This window comes from Arthrobacter sp. 05T442, assembly GCF_056395945.1.
The window spans coordinates 47209-68139 of sequence record NZ_JBFTKM010000016.1; the positions used below are offsets into that span (position 1 = coordinate 47209).

19 protein-coding genes are annotated in these 20931 nt (G+C 67.4%); 15 read left to right on the top strand and 4 right to left on the bottom strand.

Annotated elements, in window-relative coordinates; all coding sequences use genetic code 11:
- The first annotated feature begins 54 nt into the window (after positions 1-54).
- From AC1DES_RS14830 to pdxS, 6 genes are all read left to right on the top strand, one after another.
- Positions 55-387 carry a DUF6504 family protein gene (locus tag AC1DES_RS14830; protein ID WP_476896469.1) on the top strand — a complete coding sequence of 111 codons (333 nt, stop codon included), beginning with the start codon at positions 55-57 and terminating at the stop codon, positions 385-387.
- Complete coding sequence (locus AC1DES_RS14835) at positions 384-3884, top strand: DNA polymerase III subunit alpha (protein WP_476896470.1); 3501 nt, start codon at positions 384-386, stop codon at positions 3882-3884. The genes AC1DES_RS14830 and AC1DES_RS14835 overlap by 4 nt, the downstream gene beginning before the upstream one ends.
- A 173-nt stretch (positions 3885-4057) precedes the next feature.
- Positions 4058-6064: a threonine--tRNA ligase gene (thrS, locus tag AC1DES_RS14840; RefSeq protein ID WP_476896471.1), complete on the top strand. Its 2007-nt coding sequence runs from the start codon at positions 4058-4060 to the stop codon at positions 6062-6064.
- Positions 6065-6084: 20 nt separating this feature from the next.
- Entirely contained in the window at positions 6085-6735 is a 651-nt protein-coding gene (locus AC1DES_RS14845; protein ID WP_476896472.1) for an HIT family protein, read from the top strand.
- A complete protein-coding gene (gene pgsA / locus AC1DES_RS14850; protein ID WP_476896473.1) occupies positions 6725-7363 on the top strand; it encodes a phosphatidylinositol phosphate synthase in 639 nt (212 codons plus the stop codon). The genes AC1DES_RS14845 and pgsA overlap by 11 nt, the downstream gene beginning before the upstream one ends.
- Before the next feature lie 217 nt (positions 7364-7580).
- Positions 7581-8507, top strand: a complete 927-nt coding sequence (gene pdxS, locus AC1DES_RS14855; protein ID WP_476896474.1) for a pyridoxal 5'-phosphate synthase lyase subunit PdxS — start codon at positions 7581-7583, stop codon at positions 8505-8507.
- A 140-nt stretch (positions 8508-8647) separates the two neighbouring features.
- Here the strand turns inward: pdxS and AC1DES_RS14860 are convergent, their stop codons facing one another.
- On the bottom strand, positions 8648-10660 hold the full coding sequence (locus tag AC1DES_RS14860; RefSeq protein WP_476896475.1) for a M3 family metallopeptidase: 2013 nt from the start codon (positions 10658-10660) through the stop codon (positions 8648-8650).
- A gap of 82 nt (positions 10661-10742) precedes the next feature.
- On the opposite strand from AC1DES_RS14860, the gene AC1DES_RS14865 reads away from it, so the two are divergent.
- The 5 genes from AC1DES_RS14865 to AC1DES_RS14885 all read left to right on the top strand — a co-directional run bounded on the left by AC1DES_RS14865 (position 10743) and on the right by AC1DES_RS14885 (position 14995).
- The gene (locus AC1DES_RS14865) at positions 10743-12071 is read left to right on the top strand and encodes a CapA family protein (RefSeq protein WP_476896476.1); all 1329 of its coding nucleotides are present in this window, start codon (positions 10743-10745) and stop codon (positions 12069-12071) included.
- Positions 12068-12907 carry an alpha/beta fold hydrolase gene (locus AC1DES_RS14870; RefSeq protein WP_476896477.1) on the top strand — a complete coding sequence of 280 codons (840 nt, stop codon included), beginning with the start codon at positions 12068-12070 and terminating at the stop codon, positions 12905-12907. Before AC1DES_RS14865 ends, AC1DES_RS14870 begins: the two co-directional genes overlap by 4 nt.
- Before the next feature lie 46 nt (positions 12908-12953).
- Complete coding sequence (locus AC1DES_RS14875) at positions 12954-13319, top strand: ArsR/SmtB family transcription factor (RefSeq protein ID WP_476896478.1); 366 nt, start codon at positions 12954-12956, stop codon at positions 13317-13319.
- Positions 13316-14518, top strand: coding sequence for a cation diffusion facilitator family transporter (locus AC1DES_RS14880; protein WP_476896479.1), 1203 nt, complete (start codon positions 13316-13318; stop codon positions 14516-14518). Before AC1DES_RS14875 ends, AC1DES_RS14880 begins: the two co-directional genes overlap by 4 nt.
- A gap of 138 nt (positions 14519-14656) precedes the next feature.
- On the top strand, positions 14657-14995 hold the full coding sequence (locus tag AC1DES_RS14885) for a YnfA family protein (RefSeq protein ID WP_476896480.1): 339 nt from the start codon (positions 14657-14659) through the stop codon (positions 14993-14995).
- Between the two features lie 83 nt (positions 14996-15078).
- Here the strand turns inward: AC1DES_RS14885 and AC1DES_RS14890 are convergent, their stop codons facing one another.
- On the bottom strand, positions 15079-15549 hold the full coding sequence (locus AC1DES_RS14890) for a GNAT family N-acetyltransferase (protein WP_476896481.1): 471 nt from the start codon (positions 15547-15549) through the stop codon (positions 15079-15081).
- A gap of 73 nt (positions 15550-15622) precedes the next feature.
- Between AC1DES_RS14890 and AC1DES_RS14895 the strand changes: the two genes are divergently transcribed.
- Complete coding sequence (locus AC1DES_RS14895; protein ID WP_476896482.1) at positions 15623-16495, top strand: hypothetical protein; 873 nt, start codon at positions 15623-15625, stop codon at positions 16493-16495.
- Positions 16496-16562: 67 nt separating this feature from the next.
- On the opposite strand, the gene AC1DES_RS14900 is transcribed toward AC1DES_RS14895, so the two are convergent.
- Together AC1DES_RS14900 and AC1DES_RS14905 are read right to left on the bottom strand one after the other, a co-directional pair.
- Positions 16563-17360: a type 1 glutamine amidotransferase gene (locus AC1DES_RS14900; protein ID WP_476896483.1), complete on the bottom strand. Its 798-nt coding sequence runs from the start codon at positions 17358-17360 to the stop codon at positions 16563-16565.
- The gene (locus tag AC1DES_RS14905) at positions 17357-18661 is read right to left on the bottom strand and encodes a MurT ligase domain-containing protein (RefSeq protein ID WP_476896484.1); all 1305 of its coding nucleotides are present in this window, start codon (positions 18659-18661) and stop codon (positions 17357-17359) included. Before AC1DES_RS14905 ends, AC1DES_RS14900 begins: the two co-directional genes overlap by 4 nt.
- A 91-nt stretch (positions 18662-18752) precedes the next feature.
- Between AC1DES_RS14905 and pdxT the strand changes: the two genes are divergently transcribed.
- Genes pdxT through ruvC form a run of 3 tightly spaced genes read left to right on the top strand, consistent with a single transcriptional unit; the run spans position 18753 to position 20855 of the window.
- The gene (pdxT, locus tag AC1DES_RS14910; RefSeq protein WP_476896485.1) at positions 18753-19469 is read left to right on the top strand and encodes a pyridoxal 5'-phosphate synthase glutaminase subunit PdxT; all 717 of its coding nucleotides are present in this window, start codon (positions 18753-18755) and stop codon (positions 19467-19469) included.
- Positions 19470-19472: 3 nt separating this feature from the next.
- Positions 19473-20228: a YebC/PmpR family DNA-binding transcriptional regulator gene (locus tag AC1DES_RS14915; RefSeq protein WP_476896486.1), complete on the top strand. Its 756-nt coding sequence runs from the start codon at positions 19473-19475 to the stop codon at positions 20226-20228.
- Between the two features lie 48 nt (positions 20229-20276).
- Positions 20277-20855, top strand: coding sequence for a crossover junction endodeoxyribonuclease RuvC (ruvC, locus tag AC1DES_RS14920; RefSeq protein ID WP_476896487.1), 579 nt, complete (start codon positions 20277-20279; stop codon positions 20853-20855).
- Positions 20856-20931: the final 76 nt, after the last annotated feature.

The following is a 20931-nucleotide window of genomic DNA, read 5'->3' on the forward strand; positions in this document are numbered from 1 at the left end:
ATGTTCGAATAGTGATTTTGCGCGGATTGTTTGCGCGGTGGTCCGGGAGGCACTATGGGCATGTTCAGCGAGTCGGTCGACGTCGTCTGCACGCCCTCCGGCATGCCTGTGAAGCTTGACTGGGCAGGCCGCCACTACACCGTGTGCGCGGACCCGGTCCGCTGGTACGAGCGCCGCCAGTGGTGGGCGGAGGAAAGCCGGGCTCCCCTGGGGAGCGGTCCGGGGCTGGTCGACCACGAGATCTGGCGGGTCCAGGTCCGCCTGGCTGATGCATCCCCGGAGGACATGCTCACCCTTGACCTGACCCGGCATCTCGGCAGCGGCCGCTGGCGGTTGCTGAGGATCCACGACGCCCTGCAGCCCCTCCGGAAGCCCAAGACAGCATGAGTTTCACCCATCTCCACGTTGCCACCGCCTTCAGCGCCCACTACGGGGTCTCCTGGCCGGATGAACTGGCCAGCGCCGCCGCGGCCGACGGCGCCACCGCGCTCGCCTGCACGGACCGTGACGGGCTCTACGGGACGGTCAAGCACCTGAAGGCCTGCATGGCGGCCGGGCTGGATCCGATTGTCGGGGTCGACCTTGCGGTCTTTGACGACGACGGCGACCTCCGCACCCAGGTGGGCGGACGCGTCGTCGTCCTGGCGCACGGGCACACCGGCGGCGCCGGCTACCGCGCGCTGTGCAGGCTGATCTCCGACGCCCATGCCCGCACCACGGGTAAGGCGCAGGGAGCGGTGCCGGTTGCCGTGACCCGGGCGGAACTGGCCTCCCGCACGCTGCACCCGGAGACGCTGAAGCCGGTGCTGACCGTACTGATCGGGCCGGACTCCGACGTCGGACGTGCCATGGGCGGGCGGCGGTACCTGCGGCCCCGCACCCTGTTCAAACGCTGGCTCGACGCCATGCCGCCGGGCACCGTGGCGGCGGAGGTCGTCTCCCAGCTCAGCCCGCCGGGGGAACCGCTCAGCACGGCCCATGCCGTGCGCATGCTCAAACTCGCCGCGGAACACGCAGTGCCCGCCGTACTGAGCAACGCCGTGCGGTATGTCGCCGAGGACGGCGCGGCAACGGCGGACGTGCTGGACTCCGCCCGGACCCTGAAATCGCTCCCCGAGCTCTCCGCCGCCCCGCTGCTGCAGCCCAACGGGCAGGGCTGGCTCAAATCGTCGGTACAGATGCTGCAGCTGGGCAAGGAAATCATGCATGCCGCCGGATACGGCACCGCTGACCTCAAACGGCTAATGGCCCAGACCGAGGCGCTCGCGGACCGCTGCCGGATTGACCCGGTCACGGACATGGGGTGGAAGCAGCCCGTGGTCCCGGAAACCTCCGTGATCGGCATCGCCGGGGATCCCCTCGTGGAGCTGACCCTGCGCTGTGAGGCCGGAATCGGCCGGCGGTTCCCGGGCATCGCCGGAAAGCCGGAAGAACAGCTGCGTGCCCGGCTGGGGCACGAACTGCGGATCATCGACAGCCTGGGCTTCGCCGCCTATTTCCTGACTGTCGCCGAGGTCTCGCGGATGATCCTGGACATGGGTGTCCGGGCAGCCGCCCGCGGCTCCGGCGCCTCCAGCCTGGTCAACTATCTGATCGACGTCAGCCAGGTGAACCCGCTCCAGCACGACCTCATCTTCGAACGCTTCCTCTCCCGCGACCGTGCCACGTTGCCGGATATCGACATCGACGTCGAAAGCGCCGAACGGCACAACGTCTACCGGAAGATCTTTGAGCGCTTCGGGGCCGAACGCGTCACGCTCATGAGCATGCAGAACGGCTACCGCGCTCGCGGTGCCGTGCGCGACGCCGGCCTGGCGCTGGGCATGGACGACGGGGAGATCGGCGAGATCGCCAAGCAGCTGTGGCGGTTCTCGGCCCGGAATTTCCGTGAGGCCCTGGTGGAGAAGCCGGAGCTGCGGGAATTCGCGGGACGGGTGGAGCAGCGCGACTTCACCGGGAACCAGCAGCTGGATCTGCTGGTGGACCTCACGGAACGGCTGGACCGGCTGCCCCGGCACATCTCCATGCACCCGTGCGGCGTCATCCTGGGCGATGCCACCCTGCTGGACCGCACCCCCGTCCAGCCCAGCGGCCTGGGCCTGCCCATGAGCCAGTTCGACAAGCACGACATGGACCCCATGGGGATGCTCAAACTCGATGTGCTGGGGGTCCGGATGCAGAGCGCCATGGCCTTCGCCGTCCGGGAGGTCATCCGGCTCCACCCCTCCAAGGCCGAAGTGGTCGCAGCCGGCGCGCATCCGGCCGGACCGGAGGGCACCGGACCGGACTACATTTCAGAGGACGGACACATTGATCTCAACGCCGTCCCGCTCGACGACGAACCCACGTACGAGCTCATCCGGAGCACGCACACCCTGGGCTGTTTCCAGATCGAATCCCCGGGCCAGCGCGAACTGATCGGCAAGCTGGCGCCGCGGGAGTTCAACGACCTCATCATCGACATCTCGCTGTTCCGGCCGGGGCCGATGAAATCGGACATGGTCCGGCCCTTCCTGGAACACCGGCACGGTTTCGCCCCCGAGGTCTACCCGCACCCGGACCTCAAACCGGTGCTCGAGGAGACCCACGGCGTGACGGTTTTCCACGAGCAGATCCTGAAGACCTTCGATGTCATGACCGGGTGCGGGCTGGCGAGGGCCGATGAGTTCCGCCGTGCGCTGGGCAACGAGGTGCTGGAAGGAAGGGTGGAGGAGTTCTTCCGGAAGGAGGCCCGGGCCAGGAACTACACCCCGGAGGTGGTGGACAAAGTCTGGGGCACCCTGAAGGCCTTCGGCAGCTTCGGGTTCTGCAAGGCCCACGGGGCCGCCTTTGCCGTGCCTACGTACCAGTCGGCGTGGCTGAAGACCCACCACCCGGAGGCGTTCCTGGCCGGGCTGTGGGAACACGATCCCGGCATGTACCCCAAACGCCTGCTGGTGGCCGAGGCGCGGCGGCTGGGGATCCCCATCCTTCCCCTGGACATCAACCGGAGCCAGGCGGAGTACCGGGTGGAGCGGGTCCCCGCCGGCCCGGACCGGGGCAAACTGGGCATCCGGCTGAGCCTCAACGGCATCTACGGGCTCTCCGGCGCCGAGCTGAAGAGGATTGTGGCGGGCCAGCCCTATGACTCGCTGGCGGACCTGCGCGCACGGTCCCGGCTCAGCAAGCCGAGCATCAAACGGCTGGCCCAGCTGGGCGCCTTCGACTCCCTGCACCGGGCCGCCGGCGGAACGGCCAACCGTGCGGACCTGGTCCAGCACCTGCAGGACCTGCAGCACCGCCCGCAGCGGAAGGGCATGGAGATCATTGACGGCCAGCTGGCCCTGCCGCTGGGGGACCTCGAGCTGAAGAACCTGAAGGCGGTGCTGCCCGCGCCCAGCATGGTGGACAACGTCCGGGCGGAACTGGACCTGATGGCGGTGGACGTCAGCGAACACCTGATGACCAGCCACCGCCCCCTGCTGGACCGGCTTGGCGTGACCACCGCGGACAAGCTGCTGGGGCTGCGCAACGGCACCGAGGTGCTGGTGGCCGGGGTCCGGGTTGCCACCCAGACGCCGCCCATGCGGGGAGGGCGCCGGGTGGTGTTCATCAGTGTCGACGACGGCACGGGCTGCGTGGACTCTGTCTTCTTCCACGAGGCCCAGGAGCTGGCCGGGCCCCTGCTGTTCGGCACCCGGCTGCTGCTGATCCGCGGCACCACCCGCCGGACCGGACCCCGGGGGATCAGCATCAGTGCCAGCATGGCCTGGGACCTCAGCCGCACCGGGACCCTGCCGTTCCCGGAACCGGCGGCCGGTGCGTCTGCGAGCCGGGAGGCGGAGCCGGCGGGCCCGCTGGACGGGATCAGCCGGAATCTGGCCATCACCGGGCTGGGCGGCTGAACCGCGGTACCGCGCGGTACCGCGGGGGCCCGCCGGGGCCGCCCAACGCACGGCGGCGCCGCGCCGCCGTCGTGCGTTGGGCGGCCCCGAAGAAACCGATAGCATGGACGAGGCTGGCTGTGGTCCCCGTACGCCACAAGCTACGAAGCCTAAACATTGAATAGGAGACACCCGTGTCAGATGCCCAGCAGATCACCCTTCTCGTCGATGGCGAAGAGACCAAGGTGACTACCGGGACCACCGGCGCGGAACTCTTCTTTGAGCGCCGCGACGTCGTTGTGGCCCGCGTCAACGGCGAGTTGAAGGACCTTGACCAGCCGCTGCCCGAAGACGCCACGGTGGAGGCCGTCACCATCGGCTCCCCGGACGGCCTGGACGTCCTGCGCCACTCCACGGCCCATGTCATGGCCCAGGCCGTGCAGCAGCTGCGGCCCGATGCCAAGCTCGGCATCGGCCCGTACATCACCGACGGCTTCTACTTCGACTTCGACGTCGAGGAGCCGTTCACTCCGGAAGACCTGCGCCAGCTCGAAAAGATGATGCAAAAGATCATCAACCAGAACCAGAAGTTCGTCCGCCGCGTCGTCTCCGAGGACGAGGCCCGCGAGGCGATGAAGGACGAGCCCTACAAGCTTGAGCTGATCGGCCTCAAGGGTGCCGGCTCCGACGCCGACGGCTCATCCGTCGAAGTGGGCGGCGGCGAGCTCAGCATTTACGACAACGTCGAGCGCAAGGACGGCACCGTTCTCTGGTGCGATCTCTGCCGCGGGCCGCACCTGCCCAACACCAAGCTGATCTCCAACGCCTTCGCCCTGACCCGGTCCTCGGCGGCCTATTGGCGGGGCAGCGAAAAGAACAAGCAGCTCCAGCGCATCTACGGGACCGCGTGGCCCACCAAGGAGGCCCTCAAGGCCTACCAGGAGCGGATCGCCGAGGCCGAGCGCCGCGACCACCGCAAGCTCGGCGCCGAACTGGATCTTTTCTCCTTCCCGGATGAGCTGGGCTCCGGCCTGCCGGTGTTCCACCCCAAGGGCGGCATCATCCGCAAAGCCATGGAGGACTACTCCCGCCAGCGCCACGTCGACGCCGGTTACGAGTTCGTCTACACCCCGCACATCACCAAGGGCCACCTCTACGAGGTTTCCGGCCACCTGGACTGGTACCGGGACGGCATGTTCCCCCCGATGCACATTGACGCGGAACTCAACGAGGACGGCACGGTCCGCAAGCCCGGCCAGGACTACTACCTCAAGCCGATGAACTGCCCGATGCACAACCTGATCTTCCGCGCCCGCGGCCGGTCCTACCGGGAGCTGCCCCTGCGGCTGTTCGAGTTCGGTTCCGTCTACCGCTACGAGAAGTCCGGCGTCGTGCACGGACTCACCCGGGTCCGTGGCATGACCCAGGATGACGCCCACATCTACTGCACCCGCGAGCAGATGAAGGACGAGCTCACCAAGACGCTCAACTTCGTGCTCGGACTGCTCAAGGATTACGGGCTCAACGATTTCTACCTGGAACTCTCCACCAAGGACCCGGAGAAGTCCGTGGGCTCGGACGAGGTCTGGGAGGAAGCCACCCAGACCCTGGCCGAGGTCGCCGAAGCCTCCGGTCTGGACCTGGTCCCGGATCCGGGCGGCGCCGCGTTCTACGGACCCAAAATCTCGGTCCAGGCCCGCGACGCGATCGGCCGGACCTGGCAGATGTCCACCATCCAGCTGGACTTCAACCTGCCCGAGCGCTTCGAGCTTGAATACCAGGCCGCCGACGGCACCCGCCAGCGGCCCGTCATGATCCACCGCGCCCTCTTCGGCTCGATCGAACGCTTCATGGGCGTCCTGACCGAGCACTACGCCGGTGCCTTCCCGGCCTGGCTGGCCCCCGTCCAGGTGGTCGGCATCCCGGTCGCCGAGACGTTCAACGACTACATGTTCGACGTCGCGGACCAGCTCAAGGCCGCGGGCATCCGTGCCGAAGTCGATATTTCCTCGGACCGTTTCCCGAAGAAGATCCGCACAGCCAGCAAGGACAAGATCCCGTTCGTGCTGATCGCCGGGGGAGACGACGCCGAGGCCGGCGCGGTCTCCTTCCGGTTCCGCGACGGCAGCCAGGACAACGGCGTGCCCGTGGCCGAGGCCGTCCAGCGGATCGTCGAGGCCGTCCGCAACCGGACCAGCTAGCGGATACGGAAGGGCAAGGCGTGCAGGAGAGTACAGCAGCGGGTCCGGACTATCCGGGCGACGGCGCCGTGACAGACGACTTCGGCCTGGCGGGGGTCCCGGACGCTTTCCAGCGGCTGTGGACCCCGCACCGGATGGCGTACATCAAGGGCGGCCAGCACCAGTTCAAGAACCCGGACGACTGCCCCTTCTGTGTCGCGCCCGAACGCGAGGACGAGGATTCGCTGATCGTCTACCGCGGGCGGACCAGTTACGTGGTCCTGAACCTGTTCCCGTACAACCCGGGCCACCTGCTGGTCTGCCCGTACCGGCACGTCCCGGACTACACGGACCTGACGGCGGAGGAAACGGCGGAGTTCGCCGAGCTGACCCAGACGGCCATGCGGGTGCTGCGCAAGGTCGCCAACCCCACCGGCTTCAACCTGGGCATGAACCAGGGAGTCACCGGCGGGGCCGGGATTGCAGGCCACCTGCACCAGCACGTGGTGCCGCGCTGGGGCGGGGACGGGAATTTCTTCCCCATCATCGCCCAGACCAAGGCGATCACCCAGACCCTGGGTGAAGTCCGCCAGCAGGTGTCCGACGCCTGGCCCCAGGAAACGACGGCACAGGGGAACGCCGGGCAGGACGAACCTGCCGGCGCACATCCCGGGGATGCGGATGCTGAATAGGCACGCGCGGGGCTTTTTCACCGCACTGTTCTCCCCCCTTGCCCGCTGGCTGTTGAGGATCGGCGTCTCCCCGGACGCCGTCACGGTGGTGGGCACGCTTGGTGTGGTGGTCGGCGCCCTCGTCTTCTACCCCCTCGGGCAGCTCTGGTGGGGCACCATCTTCATCACGGCGTTCATCTTCTCGGACGTCGTCGACGGCATCATGGCCCGCATGCAGCAGCGTGGCGGCCGCTGGGGCAACTTCCTGGACTCCACCCTTGACCGGGTGGCCGACGGCGCGCTGTTCGCCGGTGTCGCGGTCTGGTTCTTCACGGGAGGCGCGGACACGCCGATCGCGATTGCCGCGATCGTCTGTCTCGTGCTGGGCATGGTGGTCTCCTACGCCCGGGCCAAGGCCGAGGCCCTGGGCTTCCACGCCAACGTGGGCATCGCCGAGCGCGCCGAGCGGCTCGTGTCCGTGCTGGTGGTCACCGGCTTCACCGGCCTGGGACTGCCGAGCGTCGTGCTGTTCGTGACGCTGTGCCTGCTGGCGGCGGCCAGCCTTGTGACCGCGGTGCAGCGGATCATGGCGGTCCACCGGCAGTCGCTTGAGGAGCCAGAAGGCACCGCGTCCGAACAGGCCGCCTGAGCGCGGCGGCTCGTGCCGGCTCGTGCCTGGCCGGCCGCGGTGAATCCGCTCTCCCGAGGGGGTTTCGGCTGCTGTAACCGGAATTCAGCGGCGTCGCGGCGTGGGACTAGTATTAGCTTTACCGGCCAATGGATCCGGTAATCCGGTGTGTGCAATGGCGGTATATACCTGCCGCCCGCACCCCGGCGAGGTCATCTATCTACCCATAGGGGTTTTTGTGTCTACACCAGATGTAAGCAGCGAAGCCGGCGCGTCCGCGAAGAGCGTTACGGGCAGCAACCGCGTCAAGCGCGGCATGGCGGAGATGCTCAAGGGCGGCGTCATCATGGACGTCGTTAACGTCGAGCAGGCCCTCATTGCCGAGGACGCCGGTGCCGTGGCAGTCATGGCGCTGGAACGCGTTCCCGCCGACATCCGCGCCCAGGGCGGCGTGTCCCGGATGTCGGATCCGGACATGATCGAGGCGATCATCGCGGCCGTGTCCATCCCGGTCATGGCGAAGGTCCGGATCGGCCACTTCGTCGAGGCCCAGGTCATCCAGACCCTCGGGGTGGACTACATTGATGAGTCCGAGGTCCTGACCCCGGCCGACTACGCCAACCACATCGACAAGTGGAACTTCACGATTCCCTTCGTCTGCGGCGCCACGAACCTTGGTGAGGCCCTGCGCCGCATCAACGAGGGCGCGGCGATGATCCGCTCCAAGGGCGAGGCCGGCACCGGCGACGTCTCCAACGCCACCACCCACATGCGCCAGATCCGTGCGGAGATCAAGCGGCTCGCCGGCATGGCCGAGGACGAGCTCTACGTCGCCGCCAAGGAACTGCAGGCACCGTACGAACTGGTCAAGGAAGTAGCCGCCACCGGAAAGCTCCCGGTGGTCCTGTTCACCGCCGGCGGCATCGCCACCCCGGCGGACGCCGCGATGATGATGCAGCTCGGCGCCGACGGTGTCTTCGTCGGCTCCGGCATCTTCAAGTCCGGCAACCCCGCCCAGCGCGCCGCCGCCGTCGTGAAGGCCACCACGTTCTTCGACGACCCGGAGGAGATCGCCAAGGCCTCCCGCGGCCTCGGCGAAGCCATGGTCGGCATCAATGTCGACGAGATCCCGCAGCCGCACCGCCTGGCCGAGCGCGGCTGGTAACCCAACCTGGGCTTTAACGGCGACGGCGGCGGGTCACGTTTTCTCGTGACCCGCCGCCGTCGTGCGTTAACCCCCGTCGATTGCTCCGCAACGGCCCTTATGAGGCTCCTAAAGGGCGGCTACGGAGCAATCGACGGGGGTTAGTCCAGGCCGCGGCGCTTGAGGAGGGGTTCCAGGTCCGCGTCGCGGCCTCGGAAGGCGCGGAAGGACTCCAGCGGGTCCCGGCTGTTGCCGCGTGAAAGCAGCTCGGCCCGGAAGAAGTCACCGTTGGCGCGGCTGAGGCCGCCGTGCTCCTTGAACCACTCCACAGTGTCGGCGTCCAGCACCTCGCTCCAGATATAGGAGTAGTACCCGGCGGCATACCAGCCGCCGGCAAAGATGTGCTGGAAGTAGCCGGTGCGGTAGCGCGGCGGTATCAGGCTGTGCGCGACGCCGGCGGCGGCCAGGGCTTTGGCCTCGAACTCCAGCGCGTCCTCCGGGATCCCGGTGCCGTCCAGGACGTGCCAGGCGAGATCCAGGAGGGCTGCGCCGAGGTACTCGGTGGTCCCGAAGCCTTCGCCCCAGAGCTGCGCGGCGTTGAGCTTGTCGACGGTTTCCTGCGGCAGGGCCTCGCCGGTGGCATAGTGCCGTGCGTAGTTCGCCAGGACCTCCGGCCACATGATCCACATCTCGTTGACCTGCGAGGGGTACTCCACGAAGTCCCGCGGCACGTTTGTCCCGGAGAACCGCGGGTACGTTACCGAGGAAAAGAGGCCGTGCAGGGCGTGGCCGAACTCGTGGAACGTGGTGCGGAGCTCGTCCAGGGTCAACAGCGTGGGCTCGCCGGCCGGCGGCTTGGAGATGTTGAGGTTGTTGATGACTACGGGCCGGGTGTTCAGCAGCCCTGACTGCTCCACCAGTGAGTTCATCCAGGCACCGCCGCGCTTGGATTCGCGCGTGTAGTAGTCGCCGAGGAAAAGGCCGAGGTCGGTGCCGTCCGAATTCTTCACTTCCCAGACGCGGACGTCGGGGTGATAGCCGGCGAGGTCGGTGCGTTCGTGGAAGGTGATGCCGTACAGGGCATTGGCGGCAAAGAACACGCCGTCGTTGAGGACGGTGTCCAGCTCGAAGTAGGGGCGCAGGGCCTGCTCGTCCACGGCGTACCGCTCGCGCTTGACCTTCGCCGAGTAGTAGGCCCAGTCCCAGGCTTCGAGGGGGTGTCCGGCGATGTCCGCCAGTGCCTCGGCCTCGGCGTCCGCATTCCGGACGGCGGCGGGGGCGAGGCGGTTCATCATGGTCTGTACCGCTGCGAAGTCGGGGGCTGTCTGCAGGTCCACGGTGAGTTCGGCGAAGTTGGCGAAGCCGAGCAGGCCGGCTTTTTCCGCACGCAGGCGGACCATGTCCTTGACGAGGTCGAGGACGTCGAGGCTGCCGCCGCCGCTTCCGCGGCCGATCGATGCCTCGAACAGGCGACGGCGGACGTCCCGGTCCTCGAGTGCGGCGAGGGCCGGCTGGTTGCTCGGCTGGATCAGCGTGAGCAGGAACTTGCCCTCGTGCCCGGCGGTCCGCGCGGCTTCAGCGGCGGAGGCGACGTCGTCTGCGGGCAGTCCGGCGAGGTCGGCGGCGTCGTCCAGCAGCAGGGAAGCGGACTTCATCCCTTCCTTGACGCGCTGGCCGAATTCAGTGCCCAGCCGCGAAAGCTCCGCGTTGACTTCCTTGAGCCGGTCCTGGCCGGCCGCGTCCAACGAGATGCCGGACTGGCGGAACTCCTTGAGGTACTCGTCCACGAGCCGGGCCGCTTCGGGGTCGAGGACCTGGGAGTCCAGCGCCGCGAAGCGGGCGAAGAGCCCGCGGTTGAGGTACACCGCGTCCTGGTGCGCGGAGAGGAGCGGGGAGAGTTGCGTCTCCAGATTGCGGATAGTTTCGGAGGCGTCGGCCGAGACCAGCGTGAAGAGAGACGCGGCCGCACGCTGCAGCAGCTGGCCGGACCTTTCCATGGCCAGGGCGGTGTTCTCGAAGGAAGCCGGCTCCGGGTGGTCCACGATCGCCTGGATTTCCGCAAGATGACCGGCCAGGCCGGCCTCTACGGCTTCGGCGTAGTGCGCGTCTTCGATGTCCGCGAACGGGGGCAGCCCGTAGGGCAGTGTGCTGGGGCTCAGAAGGGGATTGGTCATGAAATAACTCTTTCATGTGAGGCCCGAGTTCTCAACGGAATGCTAAGCGTGTTGTGACACGGGCCACCGTAGGATTGGCGGCATGGGGAACACCAAATCAACGCTGCCCGGCCGGCTGTTCGCAGCCGCCGCGGCAGCAACGCTTGCGGCTGCGTTGGCATCGTGCGGGGCCATCGCGCGGCAGGACAACAGCCCGACGAACGCCCCGGCCGCCGGCAGCGGACCGTCCAGCGCAGAGACTCCGGGTGCAGGTGCAGGGGCTTCCGGCACGGCGGCGGCCGGTGGGTCGACGGCGGCGGCGCCACAGTCGCCGTCGGGCGCCTCTGATCCGACGCCAGCGGCGGCACCGACCCCCGGCAAGGGGCCCGCATGCCGCGCCGTCCGCTGCACCTCCGTGGTGGTCACGGGCGACATGCTGGTCCACGCGCAGCTCTGGGAGCAGGCGCGTGCGGATGCCCTGGCGGCCGGTGCCAAGGGCCTTGACTTCGGTCCGATGCTGGAAGGCCAGCGGAGCTACATTGCCCAGAGCGACCTCGCGATCTGCCACCAGGAAACCCCGGTGGCCGGGCCCACGGGACCTTTCTCCGCCTACCCGTCCTTTAACGTTCCGCCGCAGATCATTTCCGCGGCGCAAATGGTCGGCTACCAGGCGTGCACCACCGCCAGCAACCACAGCATCGACCGCGGCACCGCGGGCCTGACCCGGACCCTGGACGCCCTCGATGCCGCCGGCCTGCAGCACACCGGCACCTACCGGTCCGAGGCTGACTCGCAAGGGATCATGATCCTGCAGACGGCGGCGGCGAAGATCGCCGTCATCGAGGGAACCTACGGGCTGAACGGCCAGGTCCCGGAACAGCCCTGGCAGGTGGACATGCTCGATCCATCCGCGATGATCGCCAAGGCGAAGAAGGCCCGGGCGCTCGGGGCCGAGATCGTGCTGGGCGTCATGCACGCAGGCGATGAGTACTCCAGTGTGCCCAACGCCCAGCAACGCGACGCTGCCCATGCGCTCGTGGACAGCGGAGAGTTCACCATGATCTACGGCCACCACACCCACTCGGTGCTGCCGATCGAGCAGTACAAGGGCACGTGGATCGTCTATGGCCTGGGCAATGGCATCACCGAACTCTCGCCGACGTATGTGGTGAACAACGAAGGCCTGCTGGTGCGCGCCCAGTTCAGCCAGGACGCGGCCGGCAACTGGGCCGCGTCCGATCTGGGGTGGGCGCCGTCGGTCATGGTGCGGGCACCCTACCGGTGGTGCTCAGTTGCATCCGACGCTCCGCAGGGCCCCTGCGCCGGTGCCGCAGCCGACGCCTCCACACGCCAGCGCACCAAGACCGTGGTGGAATCGATGGGGGCCGCGACGCTCGGCGCACACGAGCTCCTGATCACGGGGAAGCCATGACGATTGAGGCGCTGTCGGAACGCCGGCGCACCGTCGCCGCATCCGGAGCCGAGCTGGCTGTGTTCGAGTACGGCCGGGAACCGGGACCTGATGTACCCACGTTGGTGCTGGTCCACGGCTATCCCGATGACCACCGGGTTTTCCTTCCGGCCATCCGGAAGCTCGCGGCTACGCACCACGTGGTGGCATTCGACACGCGGAACGCCGGCGCATCCGCCGTCGCCGGCACTCCCGGCGATTTCACCCTGAAGACCCTGGCGGATGACCTCTTCGCGGTCCTTGCTGCGGTGGGTGCCTCGGACGTGCACCTGGTGGGCCACGACTGGGGGTCGATCCAGTGCTGGGCCGTAGTGCAGGATACCCGCGCTGCCGGACCCATCGGCCGGTACACGAGCATCTCGGGTCCGGACCTGCGGCACTTCTCCCACTGGATGCGCGGACGTCTCCGGAACCCGCGGTCCTGGCCGGAGCTGGCCGGTCAACTGCTGCGCAGCTGGTATGTCGGTGCCTTCCTGGTTCCCGTGCTGCCGGAGGCTGCGTGGCGGCTGTTCCTGACCCGGCGCTACGAACGGGTTGCCAAACGCGACGTCGGCAATGATCCGCTTCGGGGCCTGGCCCTGTACCGCGCGAATTTCTTCTCTTCGCGCAACTGGCCGCCGGGCGCCAGGGTGACGATGCCGGTGCAGGTGGTGGTGCCGGTCAAGGACCCGTTCCTGTCGCCGGCCCTGGTGAAGGGGCTGGAGTCCTGGGTGGACGATCTGACCGTGATCCGGGTAAACAGCGGCCACTGGTGGCCGGCCACCCGGCCCGGGGAGTTCGCGGAATTGCTCCGATAACCAGCCCCGGTCGCGGCAGAGCCTGCTTGTGTGAAACAATCTGCGTATGGATGCAGATAAGAGGATAGGCGGACGGGAACCCGACAGCCAGTACGTTGAGCTGGCCGTTGAGGTGTTCGCCATGCTCGCCGACGCCACGCGTGTCCGGATCATCCTTGCCCTGCGGGAAGGTGAGCTGCCGGTCAACCGGCTGGCTGAGATGGTCCACAAGTCTCCGGCGGCAGTTTCCCAGCATCTGGCGAAGATGCGCCTCGCACGCCTCGTGACTACAAGGCAGGACGGAACGCGTGTGTTCTACCGCTTGGAGAACGAGCACGCCCGCCAGCTCGTTACGGATGCCATCTTCCAGGCCGAACACTCACTCGGGGGAATTCCCCGCCACCACCACCCCGAAAGCACGGACTTATCATGACTGATCCCCACGATCACCACCGTTCCGGGCCGGCGGCGCCCGTCCACGCCCCCTCCGGGGGCAGCGAAGGTCACGGGCACGGGCATGGGCACGACCACGGGCATGACGACGGGCACGGGCACGGGCATGACGACGGGCACGACCACGACCGCGGGCATGACGACGGGCACGGGCATGACGACGGGCACGGGCACGGGCATTCCCATGAGCATCCGACGGGGATCAAGGGCTTCCTGTACGGCTTGTTCGTTCCGCATACCCACGACGCCGCGGACTCCGTCGACGACGCCCTCGAGGCGAGTGAGCAGGGCGTCAGGGCGGTCAAGATCAGTCTCTTCATGCTCCTCGCCACGACCGTCCTCCAGTTCGCCGTGGTGCTGGTCAGCGGCTCCGTGGCACTGCTGGCCGACACGATCCACAATTTTTCCGACGCCCTGACGGCCGTGCCGCTGTGGATCGCGTTCGTCCTGGCCCGCCGGCCGGCAACCCGCCGGTACACCTATGGCTTCGGCCGCGCCGAAGACCTGGCCGGGCTCTTCATCGTCGCCGTCGTCGCGCTCTCCGCCGTCGTCGCCGGATGGCAGTCGATTGACCGGCTGTTCCATCCACAGCCGCTGACCAACCTGTGGTGGGTTGCGGCAGCAGGCCTGGTGGGCTTTGCCGGCAACGAAGCAGTGGCCGTCTACCGAATCCGCATTGGCCGGAAGATTGGTTCCGCCGCATTGGTGGCCGACGGCGTCCACGCCCGGATGGACGGGTTCACGTCCCTGGCCGTCGTGCTGGGCGTGATTGGGGTGTGGGCCGGGTTCCCTTTGGCTGACCCCGTCGTGGGACTGCTGATCGCGGCCGCCATCATCCTCCTCTTGTGGGGAACGATCCGCAGCATAGGCCGGCGCCTGATGGACGGCATCGAGCCCGACCTCGTTGACAGGGCACGGTCGGCACTGGCTTCCACGCCCGGAGTGGACGCCGTCCCGGCACTGCAGCTGCGCTGGATCGGCCACCGACTCCAGGGCAACGCCAGCATCCAAATCCTCGACATGCCGGTTTCGGAAGGTGAACAGATCGCCCGCGACGCCGAGCACCGGCTCAGTCATGCCCTGCCGAACCTGGACGGTTTCGCGATCCGGACCACGACCGGGCCAGCAGACGACGGCCAGGATCTGGCCCGGGCATCTTCCGCGCACGGGCACGACTAACCCCGGGCCGCTCCCGTGGACGATCAGGTGAAGAACCAGACAGATCCGGTCAAGGTACAGTCCGTACTCGCCGTCGGGGAGATGCGCCCCTCCCGCCGCGCAGTCGTCGACTGAGGCGCCCGGTGACAGGATGATGGCATGACAATTGCCCGATCCGTTGTGTTGTTTGTGCTTGCTGCGGCCGCCGAGATAGGCGGTGCCTGGCTGGTGTGGCAGGCGGTTCGGGAGGGCAGGGCCTGGTGGTGGGCAGGGGTTGGGGTCATCGCGCTGGGAATCTATGGTTTCGTCGCGACCCTGCAGGCGGACGCGCACTTCGGCCGCATCCTGGCGGCCTACGGCGGGGTGTTCGTGGCGGGGTCCCTTGCATGGGGCATGGCCTTTGACGGCTTCCGCCCGGACCGCTGGGACATCATCGGATCGGTGATCTGCCTGGTCGGTGTGGTTGTCATCATGTTCGCACCCCGGGGTGCCGGATGACCGCTCCCGGCCGCGGGGTGGAAGACGGTTCCAGGGCCTCCCCGGGCTGTCCGGATGCGGGCGGCCGCAGAGTCTGGCGGAACTCAGGCGGCTGCACCGAGTTCGAGGGTCATGAAGACACTGTGCGGATCCAGCACATAGTCTGCGAACGGCGGACAGACGGTGAATCCGTGCCGGTGATACAGCCGGCGCGCCGGTGCGAAGAATTCCTGCGTGCCGGTCTCCAGATACAGCCGCTCGTAGCCGCTGCGCCGCGCCTCGGCCAGGATGTGCGTGAGCAGCAGCGTGGCGATCCCGCGTCCGCGCGCGTGGGCCGCGGTGCGCATCGATTTCAGCTCGCCCTGGCCGGGCAGGAGTTCCTTCAGTGCGGCGCAGCCGAGGAGCTCGGAGTCCTCACGTGCGGTCCAGAACGTGATGCCGGGCCCGGAAAGTGCCGCCACATCGAGTGCGTGCACGCTTTCCGCGGGCGACGTGGCGAACATGTCTGCGAGATGCTCGCCCAGGAGTTGTTGGACGTCCCCGCGCGCAGGGCTGTCGCGTTCAATCTGGATCATGCTCAGTAGTTCCTCCGCCGAATCTGTGTCCGGCAACCTAATCTACCGGCGTGCAGCTAATTAGGCTGACGCCATGGAATCACTCAACGATGCTGAGCGTGGTGGCTGGCTTCGACCTCTGCTCGACTCCCGGGCCACGGACATGCATTGCGTAGTGCCGCACGGATATCCCGCCTATGCCCGGGTGTTCCATCCGGGGATCCGGGATCGGCCGGCGGATACCGGGTCGTGGCGCAGGCGTGACAGGACTGCCCTGCTGGACGTCGACAGCGAATCCGTGTCGTGGTCCGCTGTGGCGGGGACGTTCGGCATGACCCTGCACGCCTTGGCGCAGTACCAGCGCTTGCTAGGTCCGGCGGCGGGACCGTACGGGGAGGTCCTGGACGCCGAAGGCTGGCGCTATTTCGAGCCGCGGCAGGGGAGCCTGGAGCCAAAAGAGCTTGCTGCGGTCGCGTCCGTCCTGTGCCGGCACAGCTCGACGCCGGGCGAGGGCGTGGCCGCCATCTGGGAAGGATGGGGCGGTCTCACGAGTTCTGCCGGCTCTGGCGAGCTGACTTCCGGCACGGACAGCCCCGGCGGACGTGAGTCCGCGAGGATTGCCGTCGATGACGTGCCGGGTTCAGGAGTTTTGCCGGCCAGCGTGGTGAACGATATGCAGCTCGAACTCCCCGGTCGGAATCACTTCCTCTTTTCCGCTGCCCCGGCCGGCTTCACAGACCCCGCGTGGATTGGCAACGCGCCGTGGCACCGTGATCCGCAGTGGCCGCAATCACCAAGTCTGCTCTGGCCCGACGATCGGGCCTGGGTCCTGGTTACGGAGATCGACTTCGATTCGACCATTGTGGCAGGCAGCTCCGCGTTGGTTGCCGACCTCGTCTCTGATCCGGGGGTCGAGGCACTCGGGATCAGCGAAGGCTCGAGCCTCGCTTGGGATGCCCGGAGGTAGCCAACCGCTGGTGGCTCCCGGCGTCGAATGCCAGCAGAAGACATTATGTTTCGGCAGCCACGCCCGGTCAGCGCGGCCGGCGTGCGGCGTGTTCGCGGGCGAGGACGGCATAGGAGTCGTCCGGGGTGCCCGGCGTGAAAGTGCCGTACTTGCGTTCGACGGCGGTCCGGATCAGGAAGTCGGCCAGCGCCGGGTTCTTGGGCAGCAGTGATCCGTGCAGGTAGCTCGCCACGATATTGCGGTATCGCGCCCCCTCGTGGCCCTCGCTGCTGTTGTTGCCGGTGCCTTTGGGGGTTGTTCCAAGGGGCTCAACGCCGGGCCCGAGGATCGTCTGGCCGCTGTGGTTCTCGTAGCCCAGGATGTCGCCGAATTCGGGAGAAACAACTGTGACGTTCCCGATCAGCCGCTCATCGGTGCCGTGCGTCTCGACGTCGAGGACGCCGATTCCGGGGATGACCGAGCCGAGCCGGGTCTTGAAGAACTTCCCGAAGAGCTGGTACAGACCGCAGATCACGAGCATGGGCGTGCCGTCCGCGGCCATGGCCTTCAGCGTGGACTCGCGGGAGAGAAGATCGTCCTGGATCACGAGCTGGCCGCTGTCCTGCCCGCCGCCGCCGACAATCAGGTCAACATCCGCGGGGAACTCGTCGCCGACGTTGTACTCCAGCAGTTCCGGAGTGTAGCCGTGCCAGCGCAGGCGCTGGGCGAGGACGAGGGCGTTGCCCCAGTCGCCGTAGATGTTCATGTCACGCGGGTACAGCTGCAGGACCCGGATAGTGCCCTTGGAAGGGGCGGGGGAATCCTCCGGCGGCAGTTCGTGTCCGTAGGAGGCCGTGTTCGCATTTTCTTCGGGACGGGGGGTCATGAGACCACCTCCACTGTGGTGATTTTGGACAGCTCGCGTCGGATGGCCAGCATGGCGGTGTAAGTGCAGAAGACCCGTTTGGGCTTGCCTTGGGCGCCGGCGATGAACGCTGCAAGCGCCGGTGCGATCTCGGTATCGACGGCACCGATGGCGACGTCGTCGTACTGCAGCCGCAGAGCCATGTCGTAGGCGCGGGAGCCGGTCAGCTGGTCCACCCCGCTGTCGCGGAGGGTATCGAATTCGACGTCCCACAGCCAGGACATGTCCCGGCCGTCGGCGTAGTTGTCATTGATGGCGATCATGGTGGCGTAGCCCGCTGCCGGGAAGGATTTCAGGCCCAGCCGGAAGCCGCTGGGGTTCTTGACCAGGACCAGTTCCAGCGGCAGGCCGTCAACGACAAGGCTTTCGCCGCGGCCGAACGCCGGCGCCACTTTGGCGAGTGCCTTCAACAGGCTTGCGTTGTCCGCAACCGCCGTCCTTCCGCTGCCGGCGTCCCGGCCCGCTATCCTGCGGGCCAGGGTCAGCGCGGCGGCGGCATTGAAGATGTTGTAGACGCCGCGGAGCTTCATGGCCGTGGTGGCAGTGACGCCGTCGTACTCAAAGTCCGCGTCGTCCACGCCCACGCGGCGCAGCACGACGTCGGCGTGGGGCTTGGCGGGGGCGGGCGGCACGGGGCTGCCGGGGGCAGCGCGCATGTCGTCATCGTTGGGGAAGGTGCTGAGCAGGGAGTCGTCCAGTCCGAAGTAGAGCACCTCGGGCCCGTTCAGGGTTCCGGCAATCCGGGCGACGCGCGGGTCCTCGCGGTTGAGTACGACCGTACCTGTCGTTTTGGAGGCAACGTACTGCAGGAGTTCGGAAGTCTTGTCGATCTCCCCGAAGCGGTCCAGCTGGTCGCGGAGGACGTTGAGCAGCAGGCTGTAGCGCGGCGGAACCTTGTTGACGAAGTGCACCGCGTGCGCCTCATCCAGTTCCAGCACGGCGACGTCGGCGTCGAGCCGCCCCCGCCAGTCCACCTCGCCCAGCAGGGCTGCGGCGACGCCGCGGGTGAAGTTGCTGCCGGTGCGGTTGGTGAAGACCTTCAGGCCCTGGCTTTCGAGGAGCTCGACGACCATCTTCGTGGTAGTGGTCTTGCCGTTCGTGCCGCTGACGACGGCGACCCCTAGGGGGAGCGTGGACAACGTCCTGCGCATGAAGCCGGGGTCGATTTTCTCGACGACCAGACCGGGAAGGGCAGAGCCTCCGCCCCTGAGCCGGGAGACCCGGCGGACTAGCTTGCCGAGCGGAACGCTGAAGTAGAGCATGCTCTGTAATATATCCCAGCAGCGGCATGGAAGCCTGATGCACGGCGCCGCCGCACGCGCCCTTCGCGAACTGCGGCACTATGCTGATGGGATGACCACCCCCTCTTCAGCGCTTTCTACTTCTGCGCTTTCTTCCCGCGCGGGTTCAGGCCTGCGGATCGGCGTCCTGGCGCTCCAAGGCGACTTTCGCGAGCACCTGCACGCCGTCGAGTCCGCCGGCGCCACCGGCATCGGAGTCCGGCGTCCGTCCGAGCTCGACGGCCTTGACGGCCTCATCATCCCGGGCGGTGAATCGACCACTATTGACAAGCTGGCGGGAATCTTCGGGCTCAGGGATATCCTCCGTGAACGCATCCAGGGCGGCCTGCCCCTCTACGGCTCCTGCGCCGGCATGATCCTGCTGGCGGATCAGATCGCGGACCCTGCGACGGACCTTTCAGGAAAGCCGCAGCAGACCTTCGGGGGCATCGACATCACGGTGCGCCGCAACGCGTTCGGCCGGCAGCGCGAATCCTTCGAGACGGATCTCGATTTCAAGGGCCTGGAGTTCAGCGCCACCGACGCCGGCGTGGCCCCCGTGCACGCGGTGTTCATCCGCGGGCCCTGGGTGGAGCGTGTCGGGCCGGGCGTGGAGGTCCTGGCCAAGGTGGAGCCGTCCAGGACGTCCCATCCGGAGGCCCTGCACGGGACGGCTAGAATTGTTGCAGTGCGTTCCGGCAAGCTGCTGGCCACCTCCTTCCACCCGGAAGTGACGGGGGAGAAGCGCGTGCATGAACTCTTTATTCGAATGATCAGAGGGGAAGTTTAAAGCATGTCAGGCCACTCCAAATGGGCGACGACCAAGCACAAGAAGGCCATCCTCGACAGCCGCCGCGCCAAGTCGTTCGCCAAGCTGATCAAGAACATCGAAGTTGCCGCGCGCATGGGCGGCCCGGACCTGGCCGGCAACCCGGGCCTGGAACTTGCCGTCACCAAGGCCAAGAAGACCTCGGTTCCCGCCGACAACATCGACCGCGCCATCAAGCGCGGCGCCGGACTCACCGGCGAGGTCGTCGACTACACCGAGATCATGTACGAGTGCCGTGGCCCCCAGGGCTCGGCCCTGCTGATCGAGTGCCTCACGGACAACAAGAACCGCGCCGCCTCCGAGGTCCGGCTCGCCATTTCCCGCAACGGCGGCACCATCGCCGATCCCGGTTCTGTCAGCTACCTCTTCTCCCGTAAGGGGGTTGTGTCGCTGCCGAAGAACGCCCTGACCGAGGATGACGTCCTGATGGCCGTCCTCGACGCCGGCGCCGAGGAAGTCAAGGACAACGGGGACAGCTTCGAGATCCACTCCGAGCCGACCGACCTCCAGGCCATCCGCGACGCGCTCAAGGAAGCCGGCATGGAGTACGACACTGACGAAGCGGAGTTCGTGCCATCGATGCAGGTCCCGCTGGATCTGGACGCCGCCAAGAAGTTCATGAAGCTTGTTGACGCCCTCGAGGAGCTCGACGACGTCCAGAACGTCTACAGCAACGCCGACCTCAGCGACGAAGTGCAGGCCGCACTGGAAGCCGAGTGACCCGGCACCTGTGCCGCGACCTTGAGGCCCGGTCTTGACGGCCCACCCTTGACGCTGCGCGTCCTGGGAGTCGACCCGGGACTCACCCGATGCGGAATCGGCGTCGTGGACGTCGAGAAGAACCGCCGTGCCACCATGGTGGCGTTCGGCGTCGTTGGTACGTCTCCTGACGAGAGCCTGGACCAGCGGCTGCTCGTAATCGCCACGTCGATCGACGACTGGCTGGACCGCTACGAACCGCACGTCCTCGCCGTCGAACGCGTCTTCTCGCAACTAAACGTCAGCACCGTGATGGGGGTTGCGCAGGCCTCCGGTGTGGTGATCGCGGCCGCCGCTCGCCGGGGCATCCCCGTGGCGCTGCACACGCCGTCGGAGGTCAAGGCCGCCGTCACCGGCAGCGGCACGTCCAACAAGGAAGCCGTCACCAAACTCGTGACGAAGATCCTCCGGCTGGACGCCCCGCCCCGTCCGGCTGACGCCGCGGACGCCCTGGCACTGGCTATCACCCACGCCTGGCGGGCCGGCAGCGGGGCCGCGGCCGCAACGACGGGCCCGGGCAGCCAGTCGCTGACGCCGGCTCAGCGCGCCTGGGCAGAGGCCGAGGCAAAAGCGCGCCGTGCCCGCTGAATGTCCGGCTGTCCCCCCGCGGAACTTGGTAGGGTATTCGTAGATATGTTCGGATGGCCGGGTTTTTCCGGCGGTA